Genomic DNA, 18806 nt, shown 5'->3' on the forward strand with positions numbered 1-18806 from the left:
ATTTTTCAGACGGCCTTTTCATAAAAGCCAAGTTTTTTTAAAGCCGGCTTGCTATACGATGTTTCAAAAGAGATTTGGCTATCCAAAATTTCTACTCAATCCAAAAAAAGCGTTTGCAGCACCCCATTTATTCTCGATAGCTTGCCGACTGCTTCCTGCGCTCCACACATAATTTCCCGTATAATTCAGGCCGTCTGAAACCTGAATCTGCCTTCTGCCGTGTCCACTCCGTTCGACTTAACCGTTTTTTTAAAAAACCTGCCGACTCTGCCGGGCGTTTACCGCATGCTCGACAAAAGCGGGCAGGTTTTGTACGTCGGCAAGGCGGTCAACCTGAAACGGCGGGTGTCGAGCTATTTTCAGAAAAGCGACCATTCTCCGCGCATCACCTTGATGGTAAAACAAGTACATTCGGTCGAAACCACGGTTACCCGTTCCGAAGCCGAAGCGCTGATTCTGGAAAACAATTTAATCAAAGCCTTATCGCCGAAATACAATATTCTTTTCCGCGACGACAAAAGCTATCCTTATCTGATGTTGAGCGGGCACGAATTCCCGCAGATGGCCTATTACCGCGGCACACTCAAAAAAACCAACCAATATTTCGGCCCTTATCCAAACGGTTATGCCGTGCGCGACAGCATTCAGATTCTGCAAAAGGTATTCCGTCTGCGCACTTGTGAAGACAGCGTATTCCAACACCGCGACCGCGCCTGCCTGCTGTATCAAATCAAACGCTGCTCCGGCCCGTGTGTCGGCCATATTTCTTATGAAGACTACCAAGCCAGCGTGCGTGAAGCGGTAACTTTTCTCAACGGAAAAACCGATGAACTGACCCAAACCCTGCACCACAAAATGAATCAGGCCGCCGCCGCGCTGCAATTTGAAGAAGCCGCCCGCTACCGCGACCAAATCCAAGCGCTCGGGTTGGTGCAAAGCCAGCAGTTCATCGACAGCAAAAATCCCAACAATCCCAACGATATCGACCTGCTGGCGCTAGTGGTAGAGCAAGGCAGCGTGTGTATCCATTGGGTCAGCATCCGCGGCGGGCGGCATGTGGGCGACAAAAGTTTCTTCCCCGACGTGCGCAACGATCCCGAACCCAACGGGCAGGATTACGCAGAAGCCTTTGTCGCCCAACATTATTTAGGCAAAAGCAAGCCCGACATCATCATCAGCAACTTCACTTTGCCCGAAGTGCTTCAGACGGCCTTAAACCAAGAACACGGCAAGCAAATCCAATTCGTTACCAAAACCATAGGCGAGCGCAAAATCTGGCTGAACATGGCAGAGAAAAACGCCAAACTCGCCATTGCCCAACACCGCTTGCAACACAGCAGCCAGCAACACCGCATCGAAGAACTGGCACGCCTATTAAACATGGATTCAGACGGCCTCCAACGTCTCGAATGCTTCGACATCAGCCACACGCAAGGCGAAGCCACCATCGCTTCCTGTGTTGTGTACGACGAGCATAATATCCAACCCAACCAATACCGCCGCTACAACATCACCACCGCCAAAGCAGGCGATGACTACGCCGCCATGCGCGAAGTGCTCACCCGCCGCTACGGCAAAATGGTCGAAGCCGAAGCCAACGGCGAAGCCGTCAAATGGCCCGATGCCGTCTTAATCGACGGTGGCAAAGGGCAAGTCGGCATGGCAGTAACCGTGTGGGAAGAACTCGGCCTGCACATCCCCATCATCGGCATCGCCAAAGGCCCCGAACGCAAAGCCGGCTTGGAAGAACTGATTTTGCCGTTCACAGGCGAAACCTTCCGCCTGCCGCCCAACAGCCCCGCCTTGCACCTGCTACAAACCGTGCGCGACGAATCCCACCGTTTCGCCATTACCGGACACCGCAAAAAACGCGACAAAACAAGAGTAACGTCGTCATTAAACGAAATCCCCGGCATAGGCGCAAAACGCCGCCAAGCATTGCTTACCCGTTTCGGAGGGCTGCGCGGCGTAGCGGCCGCCAGCGTAGAAGACTTGGCTCAAGTAGAAGGCATTAGCAAAGCCTTGGCCGAAAAAATTTATGAAAGCCTGCACTGATTGAAAATATACATATTAGATAAGGCGGAATACAGCCGTGCGGTTTATTTTTCATACGGCCACACGATAACCCGCACAAGCAAGCCTTTAAATTCGCTATAATTCGGCATCAACCGAATGCAGCCGCGGTTAGCAAACTGTCGTTGCGTGTTTGAATAATAAAATTTCTGCACACACTTTTCAGACGGCCGGAGGCATATCAACCCATCATACAAGCCGTCTGAAAACACGCAGGCATATAGCAAATAAACTTTATTTCCGCTACGGCGTTGCTGCGTCTTAGCTCAAAGAGAACGATGGAACAAGCCGTTAAAGCGGCAACAGAATCGGTTTTATATTACCCATACTGTTTGCGGCCTGCCGCCTTGCATCAAAAATAAGTTTATATTGCTATATCAGCAGCAAAACACAGAAAGCCACAAATCATGCCCTGGAATGTTCCCATTTTCCTTACTTGGATGCGCGTATTGCTGATTCCGGTATTCACACTCCTGTTTTACCTGCCCAAAGAATGGCTGGACATACAAACCGTAAATTGGACAGCCGCCGTGATTTTTGCCATTGCCGCCGTTACCGACTGGTTCGACGGTTTTTTAGCGCGCCGTTGGAAGCAAACCTCCGATTTCGGTGCTTTTCTCGATCCCGTTGCCGACAAACTGATGGTTGCCGTAGCCTTGTTGCTGCTGGTTAGCTTAGGCAGAACCTATGCCATTTTCGCCATGATCATCATCGGCAGAGAAATTACCATTTCAGCATTGCGCGAATGGATGGCACAAATGGGCAAACGCAACAGCGTCGCCGTTGCCACTATCGGAAAATTAAAAACCACCGCGCAAATGGCAGCCATTTTGCTGTTGCTTATCGGCTTGCAAGATTATCACGGCTTCAACCTGCTCACTATCGGTAACATATTGATGTTTATTGCATCTGTATTAACCATCTGGTCGATGTTCTATTACTTGAAAATGGCATGGAAAGAATTTAAGCATTAAAATCCAACAAAACCCTTGACAGCAAATTTTCAGACACTATAATAGCTTTCTCTTTTGCCGAAGCCCATAAGCAGAAGCAAAACCCAAGCGGGAATAGCTCAGTTGGTAGAGCGCAACCTTGCCAAGGTTGAGGTCGCGAGTTCGAGACTCGTTTCCCGCTCCACAGTTTACTTTCAGATGTAATTCAAACGCGGGAATAGCTCAGTTGGTAGAGCGCAACCTTGCCAAGGTTGAGGTCGCGAGTTCGAGACTCGTTTCCCGCTCCAACAGCTTACATTTGAACTCAAGCGGGAATAGCTCAGTTGGTAGAGCGCAACCTTGCCAAGGTTGAGGTCGCGAGTTCGAGACTCGTTTCCCGCTCCAAAATACCAAGCCGTTTACACCACTTAAGCGGCTTGAATAGCTTTAAGGCGGGATAGCAAAGTGGTTATGCAGCGGCCTGCAAAGCCGTCTACGCCGGTTCGATTCCGACTCCCGCCTCCACATTTTATATTATATTCAAATACATCCCTTACGGCGGGGTGGCAGAGTGTTTATGCGATAAGGGGTGCAACCCTTATACAGGCCGGTTAAAATCCGCGCCCCCGCCTCCAAAGTTATTTATCTTTGATATCTAAACAAACAGATATAAAAGATAAAGCCCGGGTGGTGAAATAGGTAGACACAACGGACTTAAAATCCGTCGACCCTAAACAGGTCGTGCCGGTTCGATTCCGGCTCCGGGCACCACCATACTCAATCAATATACCGCTTTAAAGCGGTTATTTTTTTGCCTGTAAATCTCCCGCTAAGCAAATTTGTGTAGCGTTCCCAGTATTTCCGATGCCTTGAGTATTTTGGGAGAGTCGTTTTCCGTATCCAGAATAAATACGACTAAATTTCAAGCAATACTAGGCTTTCCTATATTTTTGTAGTTTTGCAAAAACCTCACTGCGCCCGTTTTCAGACGGCCTTCTGCTATAATCTTGCCCTTTGTTTTATCTAGGCTTTTACACACACCATGCAGCAGCCCGACTTCACCCAAACGCTCTCCCGCGACCGCCATTTCCTGCAAAACGCCTTCAAAAACCCCAAACGCTTCGGCGGCATCGAAGCCGTGCAGAAAAAATACCAAAAATCGCACGACACGTTTTTAAAACGCCAAGCCGCGCTGCCCAAGCCGCAGTATGACGGCACACTGCCGGTGCACGAGCGTTTGGACGACATCAAAACCGCCATTCAAAACAACCAAGTAACCATTATTTGCGGCGAAACCGGTTCGGGCAAAACCACCCAGCTTCCGAAAATCTGCTTGGAGCTTGGGCGCGGTGCGGCGGGCTTGATCGGACACACGCAGCCGCGGCGGTTGGCGGCGCGTTCGGTGGCGGAGCGGATTGCCGAAGAATTGGACAGCAACATCGGCCAAACCGTCGGCTACAAAGTGCGTTTCAACGACAACACCTCGCGCGATGCCTATGTGAAGCTGATGACCGACGGCATTCTGCTCGCCGAAACGCAAACCGACCGCTATCTCACCGCTTACGACACGATTATTATCGACGAAGCGCACGAACGCAGCCTCAACATCGATTTTCTGCTCGGCTACCTGAAACAGCTTCTGCCGCGCCGCCCCGATTTGAAAGTCATCATCACCTCGGCCACCATTGATGCCGAGCGCTTTTCCAAACATTTCAACAACGCGCCCGTGCTGGAAGTGAGCGGGCGCACCTTCCCTGTCAACATTCTCTACCGCCCGCTGCATTCGCAAGACGAAGACGAAGCGGAAATCGAGTTGACCGACGCGATTGTCGATGCCGCCGACGAATTAGCACGGCTGGGCGGCGGCGACATTCTGGTGTTCCTGCCCGGCGAGCGCGAAATCCGCGAGGCCGCCGAAGCCCTGCGCAAATCGCCGCTGCGCCGTGACGACGAAATCCTGCCGCTGTTTGCCCGCTTGTCGAACGCCGAACAGCACAAAATTTTCCACCCGAGCGGCAGCAAACGCCGCATCGTGCTGGCGACCAACGTGGCCGAAACCTCGCTCACCGTGCCGGGCATCAAATATGTGATCGACACCGGTTTGGCACGGGTCAAACGCTATTCCGCGCGCGCCAAAGTGGAACAGCTTCATGTGGAAAAAATCTCCCAAGCCGCCGCGCGTCAACGCTCCGGCCGCTGCGGCCGCGTATCCGCCGGCGTAGCCGTGCGCCTGTATAGCGAAGAAGATTTCAACGAGCGTCCCGCCTTTACCGACCCCGAAATCATTCGCAGCAATCTGGCCGCAGTCATCCTGCGCATGGCCGCGCTGAAACTGGGCGATGTGGCAGCTTTCCCATTTCTTGAAGCGCCTGACCAGCGTTATATTAATGACGGGTTTCAGGTGTTGTTGGAACTGGGGGCGGTGGAAGAGAATTATGAGTAGTCTGCACGCATTTCTGAAAATGCCTGTCTGAAAAGCACGATGCCGTCTGAAAATGAGTTTCAGACGGCATTTTTTACAGTGTAAATTGCCTTAAAGTTTACTCAATAATCCAAAATCTTTTTGACCTTTCTCATCCGTATCATTATCAGAAAATACTGTTGAATTAAGATAATTTTCTACTAATTTAATAATATGTCTGATTTTATCTGTTTGAGTTGTCATAAAACCAAGTGGCACGGTAACGGGATAACCTACTAATTTAGCGTGATAACAAACCACCGCAAATTTATTTTCTAAAAATAAAATTTCCGTATTGCCGTTTAAAAAACCTTCACAAAATCCGTAGAGTACTTTTTCTGATGTATCTCTAAACTGATGTAACCATTCTTGTTTCTCACGCTTATAGCACTCGGATGGCAAAGGCAAATAAAGTCGGAAATCATAATTTTTTTCCTTTTGCTTATCCACGAAATATTGAATTTTGTTGTGGATTTTTCGCTGTTTTCCCCAATAAATATCACTTGGAGCAAACCAATATAGTTTTTTGACTTGCTTGTTGTCCAATTTATTCAAAATACCCTGTATTTGTTCAAATAGCATTTCTTGATGATAAATCTGTCCTAGAAAATACAAGCCATTTTGCTGTTCATATTTTTGATAGATTTTCATAAATTCGACAAAATCTAATTGTCCGCCAAATAATACGTTTACCGTATCCTCATCACCAATTTCTCCCATACTTTTCCGTAATTCACGTAAATTATCACGACTGGCAAATTGTTTCAGTTGTACTGTAATCGCTTGCTGAATATTGTCTTGATGGATGATAGTAGGCACATCGTGGCGTTCTTTAGCTTCACCTGTTTCAGGCACTAGTTCAAATGCCTGCGTAAAACGAAAATAATCAGGCTTACCTTTGGGTTCGATGGCATCAATTTTATATAGAGAAATGTCTTTTTTATCTATGATGCCGTCTTGCATTAATTGACGAAAACGGTTTTGAAACGCTTTTCGGGCAATTTCACAGCTTTCGGATAATACTTTGGGTTCAATTTCCAATTCAATAGCTTGCTGACTGGCTTTATCACAATCTTCTTTTCGCAAAAAATTGTTATCTAATAATTCCATGCGATATTCCCCACCAAACTCTTCTAATGTTGGAATTTTGGGAGGATCTTGTCCGTCATTGTGAAACAATCGTAAACCTTCAGCCGATAACTCAATCAAACCATCATCTCGCCAAGTAATCCATTTCTTTTTTTCCAAATCAGCAAGAGCGACTTCGGTTTCATGTTGAGTAAATCCGAAATATTGGGCAATTTGTTCAGGTTTGCACGGTGTTACTTTCAACAAGCGCAACAAATATTCGCGCACAAATGCTACACCTTCATCGCTCATATACGAAAACACGATATGAAAACGTGGAGCTTTAACCACAAAATCTATTTGATTATACGGCGTTTTTTGTTCATTCATTTTTTCACTCCGTTTTTCAGGATTTTAATGGCGTAATGTTGCGGATTAGTTTGTTCTTGCATAAAACGTATAACTTTTGCCAGTGGGGTTTTGCTGTTTTTGGGCTGTTCCCACACAGCTTTTGCACCGACAATGATCAGTTTATCCATCGCACGAGATAAAGCGACATTGATACGATTCGGCAAATGTAAAAAGCCTGTACTGTATGTTTTGTCATGTCGAGCCAACGATAAAATAATCACTCGGTTTTCTTTGCCTTGATAACTGTCCACACTGTCAATTTTAATTAGACGGCGGAAACGTTCTTCCCAACTGTTTTGATTAAACATTGTGCGAATGAGTTTTTTCTGTTCGCTGTACATACAAATCACACCGATAGCTTGTTCGTTTTTATCCAAACAATGTTGTACAACATCGCTGTTCATAAACGTTTCATCATTTTGGAAACTTTGCAGCAAATTAATAATTTCTTTGGCTTCGGCACGATTAGACAAACTGCCACTTTTACCTTGTTCATGATAAGAATTAGGCAATGAAGTGGTATCCAACCAAGTAACACCGGCTTTTAGTTTTTCTGGCAGCTTCGCGTAAATATTGGGCACATCATTATCGGTTTTACCATTTTCCAAAACATTATTATAAAAACAAGCAGACACCAAACTGCCAATCGCAGGCGCCATACGATATTGTGTTTTAAGTGTTGCACAAGTTTGTTTGCCGTATTCCGATTGAAACACCCGTTCAAAATCGCTGCCCAATGCTTGGTCTAATTCTTCGCCACGTTTGGAAATACCTAAACGGCGGGCAAGTGCATTTTTATGTTCTTCCGAATATAAAGGCGGTAATTGTTTATGGTCACCTACCAATAAGATTCGAGAGCCAGACTGCATGGCGATTGCCAATTCGCTGGAAATGGAGCGTGCTGCTTCATCCACAATTACCCAATCATAAATATTGTCTGCAATGCCGATGTGGTGTTGGCCAATACCAACACAAGTACCAATCACAAGTTGGCGGGAACGTGCCAAAAATTCATCATAATTGGTACGTTCATTTGAAAGTGCTTCCAACATATCTTGAGTTAAATCAATCAATTTCTTCGCCTGAACATCTTCTACTGGCTGAATATTGTGCTTTTGATTTAATTCGCCAATTAGCTTTGGCAAAATGTCATCAATTTCCATCAGTTCACGTATTCCCATTGTCTGGGCTTGCTCTTTGATACTTTTTTCTAATCGTTTGCGTAAATGCTTTTCGTCTTCATCAATATTCTCATCTTTTGAATTTTTAATGATTTTTTCATAACGACGAATTTGTGAACCAATATCAAACATGATTTCAGCCCGTTCACGCAAATAGCTTTCAGGCAGTCCCATGCTGCGGCCAAGCTGACAGATATTGCCAATTTTATTCACATTTAACTGTGCTCTTTTTTGCCCGACCAAATTCGGCGAGAACACATCTTCCAAAATTTCAGAATCAGCAATTTCACGATTGCTAAAACGCACCAATTGCAAATCCGTTCCCAAACGCTGGCAGTGTTTACGTATACGTTCGGCAGCCGTATTGACCGCTTCATGCGATTGGCTGACCAACAGAATATTGCGCATCTTTTGTACATCAAACAAATAATGCACAAATGCGGCAATAAATTCTGTTTTTCCGGTCCCCGGCGGGCCTTGCAATAAGGATAACGGTCCGTTGGCAATCAGTTTCTGGAAAGCGATACGTTGTGCCTCGTTCAAACTTACACCTTTTTCAGGTTGGTCGTAGCGTTTAAATTCATCATCGCTAAGCTGAACCTCATATTTTTCAGACGGCAATGAACAATGTTCATCAAAATAATTAACTAAATTTTTAACCACACTTTCGCCGTCTAAAATACGTTGTAAAGCCTTTTTACGGCGGGTGTAAGACGCTTTGTTTTGTTTACTTTGCAAATAAACAGGCGTATCCGCTTGAATTCGATTAGTATTTTTATCTTTATATTTTTTCAGATGAATTTCATTTAATGTGCTTTTAGCAACATCTACCGTGCCGTAAACAAACGTTTTTTCGCCGTCTTCACTTTTACCAACGGCTTCCACAATTTCATCACGCTTAAATTGATCAATCGGATTGACTTCACCATCATATGGAATATAAATGTCACCGTTTTCGGTTTTTTGCAAAGCTTCACTAGCTGTAACAGATGGTAACGCTTCGGTCTCGGTATCCAAAATCGCCTGCCATAGCCTTTGAATGCTGGGGCGTTGTTCAATAATCGGTTCTGAAATTTCAACATCAACGATTTCGGTTTCAATAATTTCAATTTCTTCAAGATTTTCTTTTTCAGGCAACCTGAAAATGTGTTCGCCAATGAATTGATGTAACGTATTTTGAAATGCTTCATGATAAGCCAAATAATCACTCAACTTATCTAAGTTGCTGTAATTGCTATAAGAAACTGATAAACCTAAAGATAAACTGGCCACACTTTTCTCTTTGTCTGTTCGGCTAATATGGCTACGTTCAAACGGCGAAATAGCGTGCCTGAATTTTCTGTCATTAATGGTATAAAACGCTGTAAATTTTCCACCCAAGCCAATAAAGGTAATATCTACTTCTTCTTTTGGATATTTTTTACTTTCTTGAAACTGAACAAACAATTCGCCATTTTCAGGATAAATTTCAATCGGCAAAAACGAATCACGACCACCCACGGTAATATTTATCATCGGCGTGGTCGGTCTCGGGTTGAGTGCTTCTTTAAATCTTGCCAACGAAATAAACGCTGTTTGGCTGTCTGAATATTCTTGTTGTATCGCTTCGGCAATTTCAGCAAAATTTTCAGACGGCTTATTCCATTCTATACCCAATAATTCGCATGCCATTTTCATGACAGCAAAATTATCCCGCTGTTTTTCGGTAACATGATCAAATTCTGGCGAATATTCGGTATTGAACTGACTTTGTCCGTTTGGCGAAAAATCCAAAATATCCAAAATCTGAAGCCTAATATTGTCGCCATCAATCGTTACCAATACGTTGTCAGGTTTCAAATCACCGTGCGTAAAACCCAAGCTGTGCAAATGTTCAACATTCTGAACAAGCTGATTAATAAGCGTGAGCTTAAGCTCATCAGCCAAATTGATTTCTTGAATTTTTTGCCAAGGTATACCTTTAACAATGAAATCGCTCACTGCAAACAGGCAGCCCGATTTTTTAGCAATACCGAATTCACGGATTTTCGGCACATAATCGGGCGACAATTTCGCCAGTTTCGCCATATTTTCCAGCCAATGCAAAACTACTCTGGCTTTTGAACTATCGGTTTGCGGGTCTGAACCAAACCATTTTTTTACTAAATAATATGATGAACGATAGATTTCTTTATCATCATCATCTTTTATTGTTTCTTCATCAGGATAATTTTTTTCTAATTTATTCTGAAAAAAGAATGGCTCTAATTTTGCAAAATCAAAAGAAAAATCGATCGCCTGTTCAGGTTTGGCTTGATTAAATGCGTCTAAAAAATCCACAGCATTTTTAAAAGGTGCATTTGATAACGCCGTACGCAAAGCTTCTGCATACCATGCTGTCTCATTGCCTAGTTTATTTTTCATTTCATTAAGGCTATCAGGAGAAATCCGTTTTGCCTGAATGATATGCCATGCCAAAACTGCCAATGAACGTACATCATATTGATAGGGCGTAAGTTTGATGCCGTCTGAAAGTGCAAAAGCTTCTTTTGCCAAATCGCCGGATACTTCCAAAATTTCACGTACATCACCAACAGTTTGCTCTGACGGAAAGTAAGCGGTCGCAAAACCTGACAATGTAATTTTGTCATCTGCCGATAGCCAAATACTGTGTTCGCCCAAGTCCCGATGAGCAATATCGATTTTGTGCAACTGGGCAAATTTGTCTAATAATAATTGCACCAATCCCAAGCGACGTTCCGTGCTTAAATTTTCGCCATTGTATCCGCCCACAAATTGATTAAAGCGTTTTTGTTGTGAAAACAGTTCAAATAAATCAATGTGTTCAGCAGTGATTTCACCTTTTTGTGGTGTGGATTTGTAATTTAAACAGGAATGATATAAGTCTTTGTTTTTTAATTTTATGTAGTTCAATACATCATATTCACGACTGACCAAACGGTAACGTCCATCAGGGGTCTGTGCTTCTGGACGGTTGACTTTAGTGAAATCCCAACGGCGCAATAAAGCTTGGTCTTGGTATTTTTTGTTTTCAGTTTGAGCAAGATATTCTTGAAAAATGAGTTTTGGGTGAGAAAAAATAGGTGTGTCTTCGGCATAATAGCCATTCATATTGGTAGACTTAGGCTTGACGGTATTGCTACCAAAAATCTTTTTATTAAAAAGATCAAAATCTTGATTTAAAGTTTTACTATTGGGATGTGGTTTGAAGCGTTTGTTAAATTCGTGTTCGTTTTTAAGTTTGAGAAAATCCGCCAAAGTGAGAACGTGTAGTTTTTCATTGTCGGGCAGCTGACTAAAATCAGCATTACCTGTCATCACAACCAAAAAATGTACCTGTGGGCGTAAGCCTTTATTGGTGAATTGTTGTTTAAATTTATCCAGTTTCTTTTCTAGTAAAAATTGCTTGTTTCGTGTAATAGAAACAGGCGAACGCCCCATATCTTTTTCATTCAAATACCATTTATCTTTATCAGAGGTAATAACACCATTCCAATGTTTTAATTCCACAATCAATACATTGCAATGCGTGATAATTACCAAATCAAATTCACCTTCTTTGCGTTCTTTCACGTCTGCAAAGCGAAAACCTGAATATCCTTTCCAAGGGAAAATGGATTTCAATGCCCCTAATGCTTGTAATCCTTGCCCCTTGAAAGATTGGTTTATTTTTACGGAACCTGAAAAAGCTTGCTTGATTTTTTCGATCGCTTCTACTTCGTGAGTAGTTAAGCCGCCGCCCCAGTCTTGTACTTCCATAAATTCTTGTATTTCCATAAATTACTCCATAGTAAATATTTGGTATATTTTATTAAATTGTCGCCACACTACACCCATACAACGGCACATTCACGAGCCAATCCTGCTCCCGATAATCCGCCATAGAAAAGCGCACCGCCTGTTCGGGCTGAAACTGTTCCACATACACTTTCAAACTTTTGGCTTTCAAATTTTCTTCCGCTTTCACTTCAATGGGAATGACCGACTGCCCGCATTGCAGCACAAAATCCACCTCCGCCGTGCCGCGTTCGGCTGCCCAATAAAACACGGGGTTTTCCTGCGTGGCAACCAGTTGTTGCAAGACATATTGCTCGGTCAATGCACCTTTGAATTCGGTAAAAATACGACTGCCTTCCAGCAAAACACTAACGTCCAAATGGCTTTGGGCGGCGAGCAGGCCGACGTCCAGGCCATAGAGTTTGAACGCGTTGTCCTGATAAGCCGAAAGCGGCAGATGCGGTTTTTTGATGCGCGGCACGCAATGTACCAAACCGCTGTCTTTGAGCCATTGCAGGGCAATTTCATAATCCTTGCTTCGTGCGCCTTTTTGCAGTTGCGAGTAGATAAATTTCTTGTTTTCTTTGGCAAGTTGCTCAGGAACGGACGACCAAATCGACCGCACTTTTTGCACGGTTTGCCCGTCTTTGATGTGCTTGGAAAAATCCTGTTCATACGCCAACAGCAAATTGCGCTGCACTTGGCGAACCGCATCGAAATTTTGCGTATCGATAAACGTCTGCACCGCTTCAGGCATGCCTCCGACAAAATAATATTGGCGTAACAAATCAATGTAGGCCGTTTTCATGGCGGTAATTAACGCCCAATCCTGCGTTTCCAGCAGTTGCCTCAAATCCTGTTTACCTAGCGCGGTGAGAAACTCCTGAAAATCCATTGGATAAATCGGCAGAAAATCCACCTTGCCCACAGGAAACGAAACTTGATGATGCAGCGACACGCCTAGTAGCGAGCCTGCCGCCACGATATAAAACTGCGGTGCGTTTTCGTAAAAATATTTGAGTGATGACAAGGCTTGCGGTATTTCTTGAATTTCGTCAAAAATCAATAGGGTATCTTCTGCCTGAATATCTACACCGCTTTCAATTTTTAAGCCGAGTATCAGGCGGTTGATGTCGTAATCGCCTGCAAACAGCGTCTTCATGCGCGGGTTGTTGTCAAAATTGATGTAGGCAACTTGGGCGAAATGCTGCTCACCGAAGTGCTTCATTACCCACGTTTTGCCAACCTGTCTTGCCCCTTGAATAATCAATGGCTTGCGCTTAGGCTGGTTTTTCCATTTTTCTAAAGATTGGATAATATTGCGTTGCATGGAAAAGATCTCACAAAAGTTTGCTTGTTATTTTAGTTAGATTTTACATTTTTTCAAACGAAAAAGTGTGTTTTATATTCATTTTTTCAAATGAAAGTGCGTTTTCCTGTTTCAGCCTGCTTTTGTATGCGATAAAATGCCTTTCTCAAATATTAAAGAACGCTTCCGGGAAACCAACGATTTGCGTAGCGTTCCTACACAAATAAAAAGCCATCATGCAAAACATCAAAAACAATCAATCAGAAAATACAAATATGCCGTCTGAAGGCAAGCAAAGCGAGTTTCTGCAAAGCAAAAACCTTTGAGACGGCCTGAAATCCGTTTCCCCAAGCAAACCGCGCTACCGCCTAACCAAGCTCGGCGAGCAAATGGCGCGTTTGCCCATCGACCCGAAGGTCGCCCGCATTTTGCTGGCGGCGCAAAAGCACGACTGTATGGCGGAAATACTCGTTATCGTGTCCGCCCTGTCCATCCAAGACCCGCGCGAACGTCTGTCCCGCCTTCACCGACCCCGAAATCATCCGCAGTAATCTGGCCGCAGTGATTCTGCGCATGGCAGCCCTGAAACTGGGTAATGTGGCGGCGTTTCCGTTTCTCGAAGCGCCTGACCAGCGTTATATTAATGACGGGTTTCAGGTGTTGTTGGAATTGGGGGCGGTGGAGACCGTTTAAAAAAGCAGCCTGCACTTTTTAATTAAATAAAGTGCAGGCTGCTTTGAGGTTAATTGGTGTTTATCAATCCAGCTTAACGGTTTCACCGTCTTCCGGAACGCTTACGCGGCTTTCAATGCCTTGTCCGCGTATAAATTTACGCATATCGGCGCGGCTGACGGCAGTATGGTTCACGGTATCCATGTGTACTGTGATTATTTTAGCTTTGGGCATGGCTTGACTGGCTTTCAACACGTCTGCCGTGCCCATGATGATGCCGTCTGAAATACCTGAAATCAGCGCGTAGCCTGTATTCATTATCAAGTAATCGGGCTTGTAGCGGTTTAAGGCTTTGTTTACGTCTGCCGTCCACACCGTATCGCCCATAATATAGGCAGTTTTGTGTCCGTTGCTTTGGAACACTACCCCCATCGCATCCCCCAAAATTTCTGCCATTTGCGGGTTGGCATACATAGCTTCTGTACCGTGTGCGCCGCCGGTTTTGCTGATGGTTACGCCGTTGAAGGTTGTGTTGCCGTTTAGTATGCGCACATCAGTAAAACCCTGTTTGCGTATTTTTTCGGCATCGGCTTGGTGTTGCACATACACGGGCAAGTTTTTCGGAATGGCACGAGCAGCAGCTTCGTCCCAGTGATCTTCGTGGGTGTGGGTAACGATAACAGCATCCACACCATCCAAAATTTTATTTACGCTCATCGGCAGCCCGACTAATGGCATTTTGGTTTGGTTGTTGAACGTTCCGGCAAAGCCGTTCATTGAATGCTTGGGGGCAAAAAAAGGGTCAATCAGAAACGTTTGCCCTGCGTATTCGATTTTGGCGGTGGCGTTGCGAATGTGTTGGTAGTAGTCGTCCGCCCAAGCAGAGAAAGCAGTTGCACCCAAAACAGCGGCAAGAATAAATTTTTTGAATTTCATGATGTTGCTCCTTAAAAAATCATGGAGCGTATTTTAAGCAGCGGGCGTATCGGCTAAAATAGGCAATATTGCCAATAAACGCAAGAATAGTGCCAATATGCCGTCTGAAAAACGAACCATCCCCAAAATCGTGCTGTATGCCCAATCAGGTATGAACGATTTTGTTTTCAATATTCCTTTTTCCGTACTTCAGACAACTTATCGGGATAATCCGTTGTTTGAATTGAAAATCTGTTCTGATAATGGTCAAAACATTATCACGGCATTGGGTGCAAACATTCCCGTACACGGCGGATTGGACTTAATGATCCGTGCCGACATTATCGTTATCGCAGGCTGGCGCGACATTGAAGAAGCTCCGACCTCTGAGCTTACCGCGCATTTGCACCAAGCAGCAGAGCGAGGTACGTGCATTGCCACCCTGTGCTACGGTACTTATGCACTTGCCTACACAGGACTTCTAGATGGTAAAACGGCCGCTACCCACTGGCTTGCAGAATCCGACTTTGTCCGCCGTTTTCCAAAAATTTATTTGGATACCAACCGCCTGTATGTGGAAGACGGTAACTTTTTAACTTCGGCCGGAGCTGCGGGCGGGCTGGATTGCTGTCTGTTCCTCATCCGTAAAATCCACGGTGCAACTGTTGCCAACGAGCTTGCTCGCACCTTCGTTGCTGCGCCTTACCGTGAAGGCGGGCAAGCACAGTTTATCCACCGTCCTGCCGAACGCCGTATCGCCGACGACAAAATCAACCGCCTGTTGGACGAACTGCGCCAAAACCTTGCCGCACCATACCGCTTAGATGATTTGGCAGAGAAATTAGCTGTTTCCCGCCGCACTTTTATCCGCCATTTTGCTCAAGCCACAGGTATGAATTTCGGGGAATGGCTTACAACGGAGCGATTATGGCAGGTACAGGATTTGTTGGAAAACACGGATTTGCCGATAGAGCACATTGCCGAACAAAGCGGTTTCGGCAGTGCTGCAAATCTGCGGGCGCAGTTCAAAGCCAAGTTCAAAATCAATCCGAATACTTGGCGGAAAGTGTTTGGCCGATAGATCAGGTTGATAAACTTAATAAAAAGCAGCCTGTTTTTTTCAGACGGCCTATTCATTACACAATTGTTCATTAAAACAGAATTATGCAAGAAACTAAAAATTTTTCAGGTAGCAATACGTCTTTCGAACCCCGCTACCGCCTAACCAAGCTCGGCGAGCAAATGGCACGGCTGCCCATCGACCCGAAGGTCGCCCGCATTTTGCTGGCGGCGCAAAAGCACGACTGTATGGCGGAAATACTTGTTATCGTGTCTGCCCTGTCGATTCAAGACCCGCGCGAACGGCCGCTCGAAGCCCGCGAAGCCGCCCAAAAAGCGCACGAACGTTTTACCGACAAGCAGTCTGATTTCCTCGCCTACCTCAATATTTGGGACAGCTTCCAGCGCGAGCGCGACAAAGGTTTGTCCAACAAACAATTGGTGCAATGGTGCCGCCAATATTTCCTTTCCCACCTGCGGATGCGCGAGTGGCGTGAGCTGCACCACCAGCTCGCCGACATTGCCGTGGAAATGGGTTTGACTACCAAAGAGCAGGCTTTCAGACGGCCTCCTGCACAAGAGCAGCTGAGGCCGTCTGAAAACACCGGCAACCAAGATTTATCTGCCAAACTCAAACAAAAACAATTGGATAAAAAACAGCACCGCGCCCACATCCGCGCCGCCAAAGAAGCGGGCTACGAACAAATCCACCGCGCCCTGCTGACTGGCCTGATTGCCAACGTCGGCATGAAATCGCCCGATGGCCACGACTACACCGGTGCGCGCGGTTCACACTTTCATTTGTTCCCCGCTTCCGCCCTGTTCAAATCCAAACCCAAATGGGTGATGGCGGCCGAACTCACCGAAACCACCCGCCTTTATGCCCGCGATGTCGCTGCCATCCAGCCCGAATGGATCGAGCAGGAAGCTCCGCACCTTGTGCGCTACCATTATTTTGAACCTCATTGGGAGCAGAAACGCGGCGAAGTCGTCGCCAGCGAACGCGTTACCCTCTACGGGCTGACCGTGCTGCCGCGCCGCCCCGTTGCCTACGGCAAAGTCGCCCCCGAAGAAGCCCGCGAAATCTTTATCCGCAGCGCACTGGTGGCGCAGGAATGCAATCTTCAGACGGCCTTTTTTATCCACAACAAAAAACTGATTAAAGAAATCAGTGAGTTGGAGCACAAATCGCGCAAGCAGGACGTGCTGGTGGACGAAGAAGCTTTGTTTGAGTTTTACAACCGGCGTTTACCGCAGTTTTACGAGCCGTCTGAAAAGGTAAGTCGGGCATCCCTGCCCGACAACACAGGCCTGTCTGAAAACGTAGGTCGGATTCTTGAATCCGACAAAACCAAAAACGTAAGTCCCCAGCCCGACAACACCGCCTCCGTTTCAGACGGCCTTTCAGGTAGCCCGCACTACACAGGCCGTCTGAAAAAACCATTGCCCCTTGCCGACATCCGCACCTTCCAAAGCTGGCTCAAAACCGCCGAGCGCGACAACCCGCGCCTGCTGTTCCTCACCCGCGAAGACCTCATGCAGCACGCCGCCGCGCACATTACCGAAGCCCAGTTCCCCCACCATTGGCAAAACAGCGACGGCAAATTCAAACTCAGCTACCGCTTCGAGCCGCACCACCCGCTCGACGGCGTAACCCTTACCCTGCCGCTCACCGTGCTCAACCGCCTCCACGCCCCCGCGCTCGAATGGCTCGTGCCCGGCATGTTGCGCGAAAAACTACAACTGCTTATCAAAGCCCTGCCCAAACAAATCCGCCGCATCTGCGTGCCCGTGCCCGACTTCATCACAAAATTTCTAGAAAGCAACCCCAACCGCCAAGAGCCGATAATCCCCCAGCTTGCCCGTTTTATCGCCAAAACCGCCGGCGATATGCGCCTGCTTGAGCAAATCGACCAAGACGAATGGAGCGCGTTCAAACTGCCCGAGCACTGCTATTTCAACCTGCGCATCATCGACGACGGCGGCCAGGAGCTTGCCACCGGCCGCGATGTAGCCAAACTCCAGCAAGAACTCGGCCAAGCCGCCGCCGTAACCTTCCGCGACAACACCCAAGAATTCGAGCGCGACAACCTCACCAACTGGGACATCGGCACCCTGCCTGAAAGCATCAAATTCGCCCGCGGCAAACAACAGCTCACCGGCTACCTCGGCCTGCAAACAGAAAAAAACGGCAGCATCGCCCTGCGCCTGTTCGACACCCCTGAGGCCGCCGAACAAGCCCACCGTCAAGGGGTGATCGCCCTCATGCAGCTCCAGCTCAAAGAGCACATGAAAGACCTAAGCAAAGGCATCCAAGGCTTCACCCAAGCCGCCATGCTGCTCAAACACATCAGCGCCGACACCCTGCGCGACGACCTCACCGCCGCCATCTGCGACCGCGCCTTTATCGGCGACGACGAGTTGCCCCGCAGTGAAAAAGCCTTCAAAGAACAAATCAAACGCGCCCGCAGCCGCCTGCCCGCCGTCAAAGAAGCCATGAGCCGCTACCTGCAAGACACCGCCGCCGCTTATGCCGAACTCAACGGCAAACTCGGCAAATACCCGCTCACCCACCTGCTGCGCGAACGCACTCAAACCTTGCTGTCCGCCGGATTCGCCAGCCGCACCCCCTGGAGCCAATGGCCGCGCCTACCCGTCTACCTCAAAGCCATGACCCTGCGCATGGAAAAATACAGCACCAACCCCGCCCGCGATACCGCACGCGAAGCCGATATTCAGGAGTTGGAGCAGATGTGGCAAGAAAAAACCGATGGCTTGCTGAAACAAAACCAAGCAATTTCAGACGACCTGAAGATGTTCAAATGGCAAATTGAGGAATTACGCGTGTCGCTGTTTGCACAGGAGTTGAAAACACCGTATTCGGTGTCGGTGAAGCGGTTGTTGAAGGAGTGGGAGTTTTTGAATAAAAAGTAAAAAAATCCGTCTGA

Annotated in this window: 9 protein-coding genes, 5 tRNA genes and 2 pseudogenes; 12 read left to right on the plus strand and 4 right to left on the minus strand. The window is 46.6% G+C overall.

Translation table 11 applies throughout. The features are described from left to right. Nucleotides 1-219: 219 nt before the first annotated feature. The 8 genes from uvrC (at nucleotide 220) to hrpA (ending at nucleotide 5448) form a co-directional block, all read left to right on the plus strand. Complete coding sequence (gene uvrC / locus CKV66_RS03810) at nucleotides 220-2055, plus strand: excinuclease ABC subunit UvrC (RefSeq protein WP_085364089.1); 1836 nt, start codon at nucleotides 220-222, stop codon at nucleotides 2053-2055. A 425-nt stretch (nucleotides 2056-2480) separates the two neighbouring features. Continuing rightward, nucleotides 2481-3047 carry a CDP-diacylglycerol--glycerol-3-phosphate 3-phosphatidyltransferase gene (gene pgsA, locus CKV66_RS03815; protein ID WP_085364088.1) on the plus strand — a complete coding sequence of 189 codons (567 nt, stop codon included), beginning with the start codon at nucleotides 2481-2483 and terminating at the stop codon, nucleotides 3045-3047. Between the two features lie 87 nt (nucleotides 3048-3134). Beyond that, a tRNA-Gly gene (locus CKV66_RS03820) sits at nucleotides 3135-3210 on the plus strand. Between the two features lie 27 nt (nucleotides 3211-3237). Continuing rightward, a tRNA-Gly gene (locus CKV66_RS03825) sits at nucleotides 3238-3313 on the plus strand. A gap of 21 nt (nucleotides 3314-3334) precedes the next feature. Beyond that, nucleotides 3335-3410, plus strand: a tRNA-Gly gene (locus tag CKV66_RS03830). Nucleotides 3411-3456: 46 nt separating this feature from the next. Beyond that, a tRNA-Cys gene (locus CKV66_RS03835) sits at nucleotides 3457-3530 on the plus strand. A 156-nt stretch (nucleotides 3531-3686) separates the two neighbouring features. Then, nucleotides 3687-3776: transfer RNA gene (locus tag CKV66_RS03840), tRNA-Leu, on the plus strand. A gap of 271 nt (nucleotides 3777-4047) precedes the next feature. Then, nucleotides 4048-5448, plus strand: a complete 1401-nt coding sequence (gene hrpA / locus CKV66_RS03845) for an ATP-dependent RNA helicase HrpA (protein ID WP_085364087.1) — start codon at nucleotides 4048-4050, stop codon at nucleotides 5446-5448. 90 nt (nucleotides 5449-5538) lie between these two features. On the opposite strand, the gene CKV66_RS03850 is transcribed toward hrpA, so the two are convergent. From CKV66_RS03850 to CKV66_RS03860, 3 genes are read right to left on the minus strand one after another with little or no spacing between them, the layout of a single operon-like run. Then, nucleotides 5539-6924 carry a hypothetical protein gene (locus tag CKV66_RS03850; RefSeq protein WP_085364086.1) on the minus strand — a complete coding sequence of 462 codons (1386 nt, stop codon included), beginning with the start codon at nucleotides 6922-6924 and terminating at the stop codon, nucleotides 5539-5541. Continuing rightward, complete coding sequence (locus CKV66_RS03855; RefSeq protein ID WP_231990517.1) at nucleotides 6921-11903, minus strand: AAA domain-containing protein; 4983 nt, start codon at nucleotides 11901-11903, stop codon at nucleotides 6921-6923. The genes CKV66_RS03850 and CKV66_RS03855 overlap by 4 nt, the downstream gene beginning before the upstream one ends. 34 nt (nucleotides 11904-11937) lie before the next feature. Then, nucleotides 11938-13233: an ATP-binding protein gene (locus CKV66_RS03860; RefSeq protein WP_085364085.1), complete on the minus strand. Its 1296-nt coding sequence runs from the start codon at nucleotides 13231-13233 to the stop codon at nucleotides 11938-11940. Between the two features lie 215 nt (nucleotides 13234-13448). On the opposite strand from CKV66_RS03860, the pseudogene CKV66_RS12860 reads away from it, so the two are divergent. Next, nucleotides 13449-13724 (plus strand): annotated as a pseudogene (locus CKV66_RS12860) (DUF3418 domain-containing protein); the annotation flags it as partial. Between the two features lies 1 nt (nucleotide 13725). Next, nucleotides 13726-13905: pseudogene (locus tag CKV66_RS03870) on the plus strand (ATP-dependent RNA helicase HrpA); the annotation flags it as partial. Nucleotides 13906-13968: 63 nt separating this feature from the next. On the opposite strand, the gene CKV66_RS03875 reads toward CKV66_RS03870, so the two are convergent. Next, nucleotides 13969-14820, minus strand: a complete 852-nt coding sequence (locus CKV66_RS03875) for an MBL fold metallo-hydrolase (protein ID WP_085364084.1) — start codon at nucleotides 14818-14820, stop codon at nucleotides 13969-13971. Nucleotides 14821-14917: 97 nt separating this feature from the next. Between CKV66_RS03875 and CKV66_RS03880 the strand changes: the two genes are divergently transcribed. Both CKV66_RS03880 and CKV66_RS03885 read left to right on the plus strand, forming a co-directional pair. Continuing rightward, a complete protein-coding gene (locus tag CKV66_RS03880) occupies nucleotides 14918-15880 on the plus strand; it encodes a GlxA family transcriptional regulator (protein WP_085364083.1) in 963 nt (320 codons plus the stop codon). 83 nt (nucleotides 15881-15963) lie between these two features. Beyond that, entirely contained in the window at nucleotides 15964-18792 is a 2829-nt protein-coding gene (locus CKV66_RS03885) for a DUF3418 domain-containing protein (RefSeq protein WP_085364082.1), read from the plus strand. Nucleotides 18793-18806 lie beyond the last annotated feature (14 nt).

This window comes from Neisseria zoodegmatis, from assembly GCF_900187305.1.
Classification (GTDB): Bacteria; Pseudomonadota; Gammaproteobacteria; order Burkholderiales; family Neisseriaceae; genus Neisseria; species Neisseria zoodegmatis.

Coding starts and splice junctions, on each gene's coding strand:
- pgsA (WP_085364088.1), top strand. CDS start 2,481: ATGCCCTGGAATGTTCCCATTTTCCTTACTTGGATGCGCGTATTGCTG.
- hrpA (WP_085364087.1), top strand. CDS start 4,048: ATGCAGCAGCCCGACTTCACCCAAACGCTCTCCCGCGACCGCCATTTC.
- CKV66_RS03850 (WP_085364086.1), bottom strand. CDS start 6,924: ATGAATGAACAAAAAACGCCGTATAATCAAATAGATTTTGTGGTTAAA.
- CKV66_RS03855 (WP_231990517.1), bottom strand. CDS start 11,903: ATGGAAATACAAGAATTTATGGAAGTACAAGACTGGGGCGGCGGCTTA.
- CKV66_RS03860 (WP_085364085.1), bottom strand. CDS start 13,233: ATGCAACGCAATATTATCCAATCTTTAGAAAAATGGAAAAACCAGCCT.
- CKV66_RS03875 (WP_085364084.1), bottom strand. CDS start 14,820: ATGAAATTCAAAAAATTTATTCTTGCCGCTGTTTTGGGTGCAACTGCT.
- CKV66_RS03880 (WP_085364083.1), top strand. CDS start 14,918: ATGCCGTCTGAAAAACGAACCATCCCCAAAATCGTGCTGTATGCCCAA.
- CKV66_RS03885 (WP_085364082.1), top strand. CDS start 15,964: ATGCAAGAAACTAAAAATTTTTCAGGTAGCAATACGTCTTTCGAACCC.